Raw genomic sequence first — 12323 nt, forward strand, 5'->3', positions numbered from 1 at the left:
AAATATTTTATGAAAAAACTGACGTTTAAATCTGTAGTTGGCTGGCTACAGCCTTTATTGAAAACGTGGCGTATCGCAAACACTTCTAATGTTTGGGCACACTGCGCGAGCGTAGGTTTTTTTGGGTTTTTATCAATTTTTCCAGTAATGGCAGTATTTGTGCTGCTATATGGTCTTGTATTTTCGCTCACTGAGATGCAAGAACAGATTGCAATTTTGCGTCCGTTTGTACCTGATACGGTATACGAAGTCCTCAATTCACGCCTAAGCGATCTGGTTTCTAGTACTGCATCTACACTGACTGTCAGTCTTATTGTATCGACTTCATTTGCTCTTTATGCTGGCTCTAAAGGCATCAAATCGTTAATCGTTCTTGTCAATCTTGCTTTTCATATCACGCAAGAGCGTGGCTTTATACAAAGTACCATTCGATCAGTTGGCTTGACCTTCGCCGCAGTTGTAATATTAATTATAACAATCTCCTCTATCGCTATCATTCCATTAGCGGCAGCCTACTTTCCCTTCCCTCAAATTGCTAAGACAATTGCACTTTGGAGCAGGTGGCCTATATTGACTGGTATCATCTTTTTAAGCTTTTTGGGCTTTTATCGCCTAGCCCCTAACCGTGGCGCAGTCGCACTAAAGAAACTAGTGCCAGGCTCAGCGCTAGCAACCATTCTTTGGATTATATTGTCTGTACTATTTTCAATTTATGTCCAAAACTTTAACAACTATAGTGCTGAGTTTGGCGCACTATCAGCTGCCGTGGTCATTATGCTGTGGCTTTATTATTCAGCATTTATTGTCGCTTTTGGAGCTATCTTTAACTCTGAAGCCATAGAAGATGCCAAACCTTATGCTACTCGAGTGTACTAGGGCGTGTCCTAGTCATCAATTTTTCACCTCTACTCTTCGCTTTATTGCTTTAGGAACCTCACCGTCATGACTGAATCTACCAACGAATCAGGCGACTCACGCAAAGTAAACGACTCAGATAGCTCTACTGAATCAAATAATGGTCAGCATGAGCAAACACCGATTGATTCTAATATTGACAACGCGAGTGCTAACGCAGAGCAAACCGTGCCGCCTTATAAACGCGAGGCAATAAAAACTGACAAATCTGCCCTAATCAAAAAAGCCATCCTAGCACTGATTATTCTCATTGTGCTGGGTATGGTTGCTTATGGTTTGTATAAGAGCAGTCAACACAGTGAGCCCGAGGCCATTACCTTGCAAGGGCAAATGCAAATGCAGCAAACCTCTATCGCTGCAAAAGTACCTGGACGCATATCAAAAATCTTAGTCACTGAAGGCGATACTGTTACCATCGGTCAGCAGCTTATTGAAATGGACTCACCTGAGATTAATGCCAAAATTAATCAAGCACGTGCTGGCAAACAAATGGCACAGAGTCAGTTAGATAAAGCAGAAAACGGTGCTCGCCCACAAGAAATCGCTCAAGCAAAGGCAGCATGGCAAGCCAACAAAGCAGGTTCTGATTTGGCAGAAAACACCTATCGACGGGTCAATCGTCTGTATGAAGAAGGACTAATGGCACGGCAAAAACGAGATGAAGCTTATGCCCAATATCTGGCCACCCAAGACCAAACTGAAGCGGCGCTATTGCAATATGACCTAGCGTTAGAAGGCGCACGCACTGAAGATAAATTAGCCGCCACAGCGCAAGTCGCGCAAGTCGATGCAAAACTGGACGAAGCACTGGTTGCAAAAGAAGAAGCCAACTTAAAAAGCCCTATCGCTGGTATCGTAGATGACGTTATTGTCAATGCCGGTGAAGTCATTGGAGAAGGTGTTCCTCTACTGACGTTGGTCGATACCAGTGATCAGTGGGTCGTACTCAATGTCACAGAAACCTATTTAAACCAACTAGCAATCGGGCAAAAATTCACAGGTACGATACCAGCATTGTCATCAGTGAATAAGCCTTATACTAAAGAGTTTACCGTCTATGCCACGTCAACCTTATCTGACTTTGCAACTTGGCGCCCAACCAACAATGATGACGGCTTTGATGTGCGTACCTTTGAGGTGAAAGCGCGTCCTACCACTCCAGACGCCCGTATTCGTTCGGGCATGAGCGTGGTTGTGAGCATTGATTCAGCGTCTACTAACACTAAGAATCAAGAGTAAGCCATGAGCCTGACCAAGTTAAGTGAGGCTTTTTTTCGTAGTGCTGCGTACGAGCGACGATTTTTGTCCAAAAACTCGTGGGACTTGGCGATGGTGATTTGGATACCATTAGCAACTGTGCTATTGATTTGGTGGATATTTTCTCATACGCAAATTACAGACTTGCCTATCGGAGTGATCGACCAAGACAATGGTCCTGTTGCCAATACTGTTGTGCGTTATTTAGAAGCCAGTCCTACCTTGATGGTCAAGCAGCTTTATACTTCAGAAGCTGTGGCAGAAAAAGCCATTTTGCAGCGTGATATCTATGCCGTTGTTATTATTCCTGAAGATTTCTCTCGTAATATTTTATCTGGCAAGCCTGCCCCTTTAATATTGCAAGTGAATGCTCAGTACGGTACACATTCAGGCATCATCCAAACTGGTGTTCAAGCCGTTACTGGCACGTTATCGGCTGGTGTTGAGATACAGCGTTTGGTCAAGCAAGGCGTGGCACCATCACAAGCAGTGATTGCCTATTCGCCGATTAGTATACAGCGTATCAGTCTATTCAACACCGCAACTAACTATCAGCAGTTTTTAGCCTCAACGGTGATTCCCGCACTACTACATATTTTAGCAATGGTCATCGGAGCAACGACGATAGGACGTGAGCTGCGTGATAAAAACATAGGCCATTGGTACGACTTTATTACTAATAAAAAAACAGATACAGCTCATGAAGATACTCAACCTAGACAGGCTAGCTTCTCTGTACTGTTATTCGGTTTATTGGGCAAGTATTTTTGGCCCATGATGGCTTATAGCATCTGGTCAATGCTTGCTGTTTGGTTCGCTGCACCACAAGACGTTATTGCTATTGGCTCAGTGATTGCTACTTATGTCGGTCTGCTTTTACTAATGATGCTGTCATTTCTTATTGGTGCCATCTTAACCCTAAATTCGTTTTCTTTACGCATGGGCTTATCGTCTACTGGTTTTATTTCTGCCCCTTCTTATGCCTTTGCAGGTGTCACTTTTCCGTATATTGCTATCAGTGATAATGCCAAGCATTGGTCAGACGTGCTACCACTCACACATTATTTAAAGCTACACATTGCACAATTACAGATGAACGCCCCTGTGGCTGTGTCATTACCGATTGTCTATGGCCTCACAATTGCGACGACCATTACGATGATCTTGACGACGCTATTGACCAAACGTGCATTGGCACATCCAGAACGCTGGGGAGCACGCTAATGTCATTGTTACCAAAACAAAATCCGTCTTCTATGGCTGAACACTCAACACTGCAAGCAACATCCCCAACATTTTGGGATGGGTTCTTGGAGACTTTTAAAGGCATATTTTCTGATAAAGGTGTGCTGTTACTATTGATGATTGCACCTATTATTTATGGCTTTTTTTATCCTTGGCCATATTCGACCGAGGTAATCGATCATGTGCCCGTTGGTATCATTGACTATGACAACAGTAACCTATCACAAACTGTCGTACGTTATGCCAGTGCCAGCCCGCAGCTAGATACTAAGCGGTTTCTCAATGAGCAAGATGCCAAACGGGCCATTTGGGCAGATGAAATCGCTGGATATATGGTGATTCCGAGTGGCCTTGAGCAGCAAGTACTCTCTGGAAAATCAGCGAGCGTCAGTGTATTAGGCAATGGCGGTTATTTTCTATTGAATAAAAATGTTCAGATGGGATTTTTGAAAGCCGTTAGCACCGTATCAGCTGGTATCGAGATTAAGAAGAACGTAGCACAAGGTGTGTATCCAGTAACCGCAAAAGCAAACACTCAAGCGGTACCCTTACAAATCATTCCTTTATACAATCAAACAGAAGGCTATGGCGCGTACATCGTGCCAGCGGTTTCTATTCTAATTTTACAGCAAACACTTTTGATGTCGACGACGATGCTGATTGGAACATGGTATGAGCAGCGTCGGCACATGAGTAGCATCCGTGGCTGGCTTGGTCGTATTTCAGCGCTAAGTGCGTGTAGCTTTGTGATCGGCTGCTTTTATTATGGCTGGGCGTTTGAGCTTCATCACTATCCGCGCGGACAAAACATGCTCGGCAGCTTGTTATTTCTACTAATATTCTGCCCAACAGTTGCAACTCTCGGCTGCGTACTCGGATTATGGTTTCGTCAACGTGAACGCGGTATGCAAATTCTTATTTTTAGCTCGTTGCCGATGTTTTTTATCAGTGGCTATCCGTGGCCTGCAAACCAATTGCCAGAATTTTTACAGATCATTCGTTGGTTAATACCGACGACACCAGCCATCAACACTTCTGTACAGCTAAACCAAATGGGTGCCAGTGTATCCCAAATCTCTACTGGGCTGTATGCACTCGCCGCTTTATGGATATTCTACTTTATATTACTCTTGCTCATTCGCTGGTATACCACTATGAAGCAGCATAAAACCATTTCATAACATGGAGTAAGTGGTTTAATAGGCCTGTTTTATATTGATAAACCAGCTATCAAAAAAGCGCCTGCTAATATTAGCAGGCGCTTTTTTGATTTATACAATATAAATAGGCGATGATTTAAAAAACTCGATTCAAACCATTCAATGCCGCGACACGGTACGCTTCGGCCATCGTTGGGTAGTTAAAGGTGGTGTTCACAAAATACTCAAGCGTATTATTACTCTTACACTTCATAACGGCTTGACCAATATGAATAATCTCTGACGCATGATTGCCGTAGCAATGGATACCCAAGATCTCTAGCGTATCACGATGGAACAAAATCTTTAATACGCCTGAACGCTCACCGATGATTTGCGCACGTGCCAGATGCTTAAAGAATGCTTGACCCACTTCATAAGGAACTTTTTCATCCGTCAGCTCTTGCTCTGTTTTACCAATACAAGAGATTTCAGGAATGGTATAGATACCAGTCGGCACACTAGATACTGGCTCGGCATCATCATCACCTACCATAAAGGCAGCAGCGCAGCGACCTTGGTCATAAGCGGCAGATGCCAGAGATGGCCAACCAATCACGTCACCAGCAGCGTAGATGTTTTTAATATCAGTGCAATATGTGTCGTCAACTTTCAACTGACCGCGGCTATTGGCTTTCAGACCAACCGCTTCTAAGTTCAGACCTTCGGTATTACCTGAGCGACCATTGGACCATAGAATGGCATCAGATTTGATTCTCTTACCACTCTTTAGATGTAAGACCACATAATCATCGTGCGTTTCAAGATGATCAATCTCTTCATTACTACGGATCAGCACACCAAATTGTCTAAAATCATGAGCGATAGCATCGCTGATTTCGCTGTCCAAATAATTGAGCAGCTGATCTTGGTTATTGATTAAATCAACCTTGTAACCCAAACCAGTAAAGATAGACGCATACTCACAACCAATTACGCCTGCACCATAAATGATGATTTTTTTGACCACATAATCCATTTGCAGAATTTTATCAGAATCAAAAACGCGTGGATGATCAAAGTCTAGAATATCAGGACGGTAAGGACGGCTACCAACGGTAATAATCGCTTTGTTAAAAGTAATGGTTTCAAAAACATTGTCATCGGTTTCAATACGTAATGTATGGGCATCGATAAAGCTGGCCCAACCGTGAATCACTTCAATGCGGTTGCGCTCATAAAAACGCGTGTGCGTATTAACTTGACGACGTATTACTTGACGCGCCTTGGCCAACACTTCATTTAGGGGTACTTGCTTATATTCCATCGCCTTAGTAAACATCGGGTCACGGCGGAAGTTAATTAAGTTAAATACTGATTGGCGTAGCGCTTTACTTGGAATCGTGCCTACATGAGTAGAGTTACCACCTACTTGATCACGTGGATCAACGACCGCTACTCTTTTGCCAGACTTAGTCAGTTTCATAGCAGCCGCTTCACCAGCAGGACCTGCTCCTAAAACAACTGCGTCATATTCGTATGCATGGTTGTCGCTTTTTAGACGACGTGAATCTTTGGTAAAACCAGATTTGATATCAATTCGTGTGTCATCGAGAGGATTCACAAGATCAGGGTGATGCATCACATCATCAGTGACTTGCTCATGGGTTTGTTCAATTTTTTGTTGTTTGTTTTTTCCGACAGTGTGCTCAGGATTAGGCGCGTGACTACTTGCTTTATTAGATACTTCAGTATGGCTTTCTTCACCGATATCATTAGTTGCATCGCTTGGTTTTTTAGTTCCCATCGTATCCTCTTTATATGTACTTATTGGTTTGATATTTAGGTCATGAACGAATCAAAATTTGAGTGAGTTAGTATCACCGTACTAAGGCATTCCTACCATACGTTGTGAGACAATGTTTTGCAATGTCCAATAGCCATTAGGACTTTGTTCTGCTTCATCGATTTGCGGGCGGGCACTGATCACGTATTCAGTACCAAGCGTTGGCTCAAAACCCTCAATCCAATCATAAGGAACTTCAAACATGCTACCGTCTTTGCTAGATTTGGCAAGCAAGCACTGCATCGGTAATTCCGAAGCACAGGCCACACGGTTTGGCATGATGGTTAGCATTTGCGCATCACCTAAGACAATGGTTGGTACATAGCGCGGCTCAGGGACTGGTTGACGTGACGTCTGACAGGCTGTCAATAATGTCGCTACGCTTAAAAAACTGGCTAATAATAAAGGGGTCTTGCTAGACTTATAAGCTAAACTCATAATATTCTCTATAGGATAATGAGGTTGTATTAAATGACGATATTAATAATGGTATAAACAATCTTCAAGGGTTAAACAGTTAATGTTTAATTGAGTTTTATCAATCTTTAACCAATACGACGTTTCAGACCTGTCATTTGTAGAATACGAGTGGCAATTTCTTCAACAGACATCTCGGATACATCCAAGCTGGGGATGCCATGAGTGATATAAATCCCTTGTATCGCACGCTGCTCCTGCTGGCATTGCTGATAACTAGAATAACGACTACCCGCGCGGCGCTCTTGGCGGATTTTCACCAAACGATCTGTATCAATAAGCAGACCAAACAATTTGTCTTTATGCTCACGCAATGCTTTTGGTAATTGATTGTCGTACAAATCATCTTCAGTCAAAGGATAATTGGCTGCTCGAATACCAAACTGTAACGCTAAGTATAGTGACGTTGGGGTTTTACCAGAGCGTGACACCCCAACCAAAATGATATCCGCCGCATTATAATGACGGGTACGTGCGCCATCATCGTTATCTAAAGCAAAATGCACTGCGTCAATACGCTCTTTATAGGTCTCAGAATCAACATTATCATGGGCATGACCTGAGTGCCCATCAGGCTCTACACCGGTCTCTTCCGCGACTCGCCCAATCAAACCCTCATACATATCCAAGTTACAACTTTGTGCTGCGTTGATTTTTTCACGAATCTCAGGGTTGACTATCGTATCAAACACCAAAGGTAGTAAACCATCTCGTTGATAGGCCATATTGATTTGCTCAACCGTATCTTCCGCACGCTCAAGGCTGTCCACATAAGGCAACACTCTGGTTTCAAAAGGTACCGAAGCAAACTGACTCAAAATAGCACGGCCCAATGTCTCAGCCGTAATTGCTGTCCCATCTGAGATAAAAAATGCGGTTCTAACAGCTTGTGAGCTGTCTAAGTTTAATGCATGCCGGTTTTGAATAGTGGACTTCACTTGTTCAGTAGGGTTGTTTGAGTACATACGTTGGCACCTCAATTGGAAACACAATGATAATCTTTTTTTGGCTTATATTTTTCATACTACTCTAGGACGTGTCTTCATTTTAAAAATAGTGATAAAAATGATCGTCAAACAAGGAAAATCGCGCAGATAGTATCGGGATATGAACCGGCTATTTGACGATATTTATTCCGTTTAGATGACTATCGAGTGAATTGAAGCCATCCCCTAGACATATTTAGCGCCTATATAAATCAGCCTTGATATTCAATATATATGCAATAACAGACCTACATTATTTATGCCCTACATTATACGCATAATAGCGGCTTAATAGAAATTAATGTTACAGATGCGTACTTAGAAACCAATATAAAAGCCAACTCTATCTCTAGAACATACTGAGATTAGCGATTCTTTCACCAAACCCGTTATAACACCTTGGTAATTGTATAACTTCAATATTTAGAGTCTGTTTCATACCAATAAAGCGAGCGAATAAACACTCTATAAATAGTAAGATGTGTTTGATATTCGATCATGGCACTAACAGAGAGTATTTGTGAATGTTTAACACGTCCTAAACAAAACGATATTCATACCCTGTTCGATTGAACTAAAAATGACTATTACACACCTATATAAGCACGAAGTTTCTAAAACACACACCATCTATCTGTAATAGTCCTTGAATTGGCTATTTATAGTCTCATTTAGGGTTGTCAGACGGGGATATATTGGCTTTTTTCGATATTTTTACGCTAGCGTAGAAAGTAAGTTTTTCGAAAAGCTGCTCAAAATTATGTAGTAAACTCCATAATTTGTCTGTTTTTAACAATTTTTTTGATTTAACCCCTCGAAATTGTCCTAATATAGCGGTATAATCCACCGTTATAATCCTTACTAAATAACCTTATTTTCTGGAGTTATCATGGCAGCGCAATCTACAGCACTTGTAATCAATCTAGATCAGCTAGGAAAAGACGATATTGATATGGTCGGTGGTAAAAACGCCTCATTAGGCGAAATGATCAGCCATTTATCTGATTTAGGTGTCAGTGTTCCAGGCGGTTTTGCCACCACTTCAAATGCGTTTAACCGCTTTTTGAACGAAACAGGTTTGCTAGAAAAAATCAATAATGAGCTAAAAACATTAGACGTAGATGATGTTAACAAGCTTGCAGAGACTGGCAAAAAAATTCGTACTTGGATTATTGAGCAAGAACTACCAAAAGATCTTGAACAAGAAGTTCGTGAGTCATTTGAAGCAATGAGCGGCGGCGAAGACATCGCTGTTGCCGTACGTTCTTCTGCAACTGCTGAAGATTTACCAGATGCTTCATTCGCAGGTCAGCAAGAGACATTCCTAAACATTCGCGGTATTGATAACGTCCTAATCGCTATCAAAGAAGTGTTTGCTTCTTTATACAATGATCGCGCAATCTCTTATCGTGTACACAAAGGCTTTGAGCACGAAGGTGTTGCACTATCTGCCGCTGTACAACGCATGGTTCGCTCAGAAACTGGTGCGGCTGGTGTAATGTTCACGCTAGATACCGAAAGTGGTTTTGATCAAGTGGTATTTATCACATCAAGCTACGGCCTAGGTGAAATGGTCGTTCAGGGCGCGGTTAATCCAGATGAATTTTATATATCAAAGCAGTTGTTAGCCAATGGTAAGCCGTCAGTTATTCGCCGTAATCTAGGCAGCAAGCATAAGAAAATGATTTATGGTGACGAAGGTAGTACAGCTAAATCTGTGAAAACTGTCGATGTTGAAAAACAAGATCGCCTGCAATTCTCACTATCTACTGAAGAGCTAACCTCTCTTGCTAAACAAGCGGTAACGATCGAAAAACATTATGGCCAAGCGATGGATATCGAATGGGCTAAAGACGGCGACACCAATGAGATATTTATCGTTCAGGCACGCCCTGAAACGGTTAAGAGCCGCCAAGACAGCAATGTCATGGAGCGTTACATCATTGATACTACCGACGCAAAAATACTATGCGAAGGCCGCTCAATCGGTCAACGTATCGGTTCAGGTAAAGTGCGTATCGTTAGCAACCTAAACGAGATGGACAAAGTACAAGACGGCGATATCCTCGTATCAGACATGACGGATCCTGACTGGGAGCCAGTCATGAAACGTGCCTCTGCCATCATCACCAACCGTGGTGGTCGTACTTGTCACGCGGCTATTATCGCACGTGAACTAGGTGTTCCAGCTATCGTTGGTTGTGGTAACGCAACTGAGCTATTGGTTGACGGTCAAGATGTGACTGCTTCTTGTGCCGAAGGTGATACTGGTTTTATTTATGAAAGCCAAATTGACTTTGAAGTGCAAACCAACTCTGTTGAAACGATGCCAGAGCTAGCATTTAAAGTAATGATGAACGTCGGTAACCCAGATCGCGCTTTCTCATTCACCCAAATGCCAAACGAAGGCATTGGTCTTGCTCGCCTTGAGTTCATCATCAACCGTATGATTGGTGTGCATCCAAAAGCACTATTGAACATGAATACGTTGCCACGTGAAATATCACAAGCCATCCAAGAGCGTATCGCCGGTTATGCCTCACCTGTTGACTTCTATGTTGATAAATTGGTCGAAGGTATCTCAACCTTAGCGGTTGCCTTTATGAATCAGCCAGTTATCGTTCGTATGTCAGATTTCAAATCAAACGAATACGCTAACTTGTTGGGCGGTAAATTATACGAGCCATCAGAAGAAAACCCAATGCTTGGTTTCCGTGGTGCAAGTCGTTATGTATCTGACAACTTCCGCGATTGCTTTGAACTTGAGTGTAAAGCACTAAAGCGTGTCCGTGATGACATGGGACTGACCAACGTCGAGATTATGATTCCATTCGTGCGTACGATTGGCGAAGCCAAAGAAGTCATCGAGCTACTAGAGAAAAATGGTCTAAAGCGTGGCGAAAACGGTTTGCGTGTTATCATGATGTGTGAACTACCAACCAATGCACTATTGGCAGATGAATTCCTAGAGTACTTCGATGGTTTCTCAATCGGTTCTAACGATTTGACTCAGTTGACCCTTGGTCTAGATCGTGACTCAGGTATCGTCTCACATCTATTTGATGAACGTGATCCTGCTGTTAAGAAGCTGTTAACTATGGCAATCGATGCCTGCCGTAAGCAAAACAAATATGTCGGTATCTGTGGTCAAGGTCCATCAGACCATCCAGATCTTGCTTATTGGTTGATGGAACAAGGTATCAACTCAGTGTCATTAAACCCTGACTCAGTACTAGATACTTGGTTCTTTTTAGCTGGTGAAGAAACCAAATAAGCCGTAACGTCAAGTCACAGCGGTAATTCACACCATTATTAAAGATACACTTATTAGGGTCTATTTGAAAAATATTAAATAGACCCTAATATTATGTATTATAAAATGTGATGTAAGACATGACTAACTATGTAGGCAATTATGCAGATTTTCCTTGCTCGAAATAACGTACAAGCCGGTCCATACAGTTTGGATCAGCTCAATATTATGTTGGCCTCTGGTGAAGTACTGCTAGATGATTTAATGTGGCATGAAGGCTTAGACCAATGGCAGCGTGTCGGCAACTTGACCAACAACCAAACGGTTTATCGACCCGCTACCATTAGCCGCCCAGATACCAATGACTCTATTATCAATAACGTCACTGTATTTCCTGAAGATAAAGCCAGTGATGGTGAGGACAGACAATCTGTATCGTTAGATAGACTGTATGGCAAGCCTGAACGTCCAAAAGTCACTGATAAAGATGCGAATATGACAACCAACCGTCATCACACACCGCATCATAATGTGTCATTAAATAAAACGGCTAGCAGTAAGAATATTTCAGCTCAAGATAAAGTTCTTGGTAATGTTGTTCTTGCGCCTATCATGTCGCGAGTATTAGCAACGGCACTTGATTGGCTACTTTTAATCATGTCATTTTTGCCATTAATGCTAGCTATAAACAAGTTGGATGGCATACCTACAGATTTACAGAATATGGATGAGATGGTTAAATATTCTTTAAGTGTTGCTGAAAGTATTCCTCATGCTACGCAGCTCATATCAAATGCTATGGTTTTTGGTCTTATCGCTTTGCAATTACTTTTTATTATCTTACGAGGTCAGTCGTTAGGCAAACTAATTACTGGTATTCGTGTGGTCGACCAAACAACTCATCGTTTGCCTTCTTTTGTCAAATTGGTTGTGATACGCACGCTTGTATTAGCACTAATCTACATCCCTCTTTCTACTTCATTTATAGTATTCATACCTTTAGCTATTCATTATTACATGGCTTCAAAAAGCCCTCAAAACATTGGTTGGCATGACAAACTGGCCAGCACATTGGTAGTGAAAGCAGAGAGTAATCAGTTAGCAAAAGAACCAAAAATAAAATAACCATTCGTTAAGTTTGGTTATGAGCAACGTGTCTGATAACCCTTATAAAAAAGCAGCGTATTATCGTTGCTTTTTTTTGT

The 12323-nt window shown here is 42.1% G+C and carries 9 protein-coding genes; 6 read left to right on the forward strand and 3 right to left on the reverse strand.

Translation table 11 applies throughout. The features are described from left to right. The 4 genes from ACT3SX_RS10505 to ACT3SX_RS10520 form a co-directional block, all read left to right on the forward strand. On the forward strand, window positions 1-876 hold an 876-nt coding region (locus tag ACT3SX_RS10505; RefSeq protein WP_444518634.1), incomplete at its 5' end, for a YihY/virulence factor BrkB family protein. A gap of 66 nt (window positions 877-942) precedes the next feature. Then, window positions 943-2154, forward strand: coding sequence for an HlyD family secretion protein (locus tag ACT3SX_RS10510; RefSeq protein WP_192519846.1), 1212 nt, complete (start codon window positions 943-945; stop codon window positions 2152-2154). Between the two features lie 3 nt (window positions 2155-2157). Further along, entirely contained in the window at window positions 2158-3396 is a 1239-nt protein-coding gene (locus tag ACT3SX_RS10515) for an ABC transporter permease (RefSeq protein ID WP_192519845.1), read from the forward strand. Next, on the forward strand, window positions 3396-4598 hold the full coding sequence (locus ACT3SX_RS10520) for an ABC transporter permease (protein ID WP_192519844.1): 1203 nt from the start codon (window positions 3396-3398) through the stop codon (window positions 4596-4598). Before ACT3SX_RS10515 ends, ACT3SX_RS10520 begins: the two co-directional genes overlap by 1 nt. A 115-nt stretch (window positions 4599-4713) precedes the next feature. Here the strand turns inward: ACT3SX_RS10520 and sthA are convergent, their stop codons facing one another. From sthA to ppsR, 3 genes are all read right to left on the reverse strand, one after another. Next, entirely contained in the window at window positions 4714-6363 is a 1650-nt protein-coding gene (gene sthA, locus ACT3SX_RS10525; RefSeq protein WP_192519843.1) for a Si-specific NAD(P)(+) transhydrogenase, read from the reverse strand. A gap of 81 nt (window positions 6364-6444) precedes the next feature. After that, complete coding sequence (locus ACT3SX_RS10530) at window positions 6445-6840, reverse strand: DUF4377 domain-containing protein (protein ID WP_192519842.1); 396 nt, start codon at window positions 6838-6840, stop codon at window positions 6445-6447. Between the two features lie 107 nt (window positions 6841-6947). After that, on the reverse strand, window positions 6948-7844 hold the full coding sequence (gene ppsR, locus ACT3SX_RS10535) for a posphoenolpyruvate synthetase regulatory kinase/phosphorylase PpsR (protein WP_225739221.1): 897 nt from the start codon (window positions 7842-7844) through the stop codon (window positions 6948-6950). A gap of 910 nt (window positions 7845-8754) precedes the next feature. Between ppsR and ppsA the strand changes: the two genes are divergently transcribed. Together ppsA and ACT3SX_RS10545 are read left to right on the forward strand one after the other, a co-directional pair. After that, window positions 8755-11139, forward strand: a complete 2385-nt coding sequence (ppsA, locus tag ACT3SX_RS10540; protein WP_192519841.1) for a phosphoenolpyruvate synthase — start codon at window positions 8755-8757, stop codon at window positions 11137-11139. A 141-nt stretch (window positions 11140-11280) separates the two neighbouring features. Continuing rightward, on the forward strand, window positions 11281-12243 hold the full coding sequence (locus ACT3SX_RS10545) for an RDD family protein (protein ID WP_225739220.1): 963 nt from the start codon (window positions 11281-11283) through the stop codon (window positions 12241-12243). Window positions 12244-12323: the final 80 nt, after the last annotated feature.

The sequence above is a fragment of the Psychrobacter sp. AOP31-B2-9 genome (assembly GCF_052378005.1).
GTDB lineage: Bacteria > Pseudomonadota > Gammaproteobacteria > Pseudomonadales > Moraxellaceae > Psychrobacter.

Coding starts and splice junctions, on each gene's coding strand:
- sthA (WP_192519843.1), bottom strand. CDS start 6,363: ATGGGAACTAAAAAACCAAGCGATGCAACTAATGATATCGGTGAAGAA.
- ACT3SX_RS10515 (WP_192519845.1), top strand. CDS start 2,158: ATGAGCCTGACCAAGTTAAGTGAGGCTTTTTTTCGTAGTGCTGCGTAC.
- ACT3SX_RS10520 (WP_192519844.1), top strand. CDS start 3,396: ATGTCATTGTTACCAAAACAAAATCCGTCTTCTATGGCTGAACACTCA.
- ACT3SX_RS10545 (WP_225739220.1), top strand. CDS start 11,281: ATGCAGATTTTCCTTGCTCGAAATAACGTACAAGCCGGTCCATACAGT.
- ACT3SX_RS10530 (WP_192519842.1), bottom strand. CDS start 6,840: ATGAGTTTAGCTTATAAGTCTAGCAAGACCCCTTTATTATTAGCCAGT.
- ACT3SX_RS10510 (WP_192519846.1), top strand. CDS start 943: ATGACTGAATCTACCAACGAATCAGGCGACTCACGCAAAGTAAACGAC.
- ppsA (WP_192519841.1), top strand. CDS start 8,755: ATGGCAGCGCAATCTACAGCACTTGTAATCAATCTAGATCAGCTAGGA.
- ppsR (WP_225739221.1), bottom strand. CDS start 7,844: ATGTACTCAAACAACCCTACTGAACAAGTGAAGTCCACTATTCAAAAC.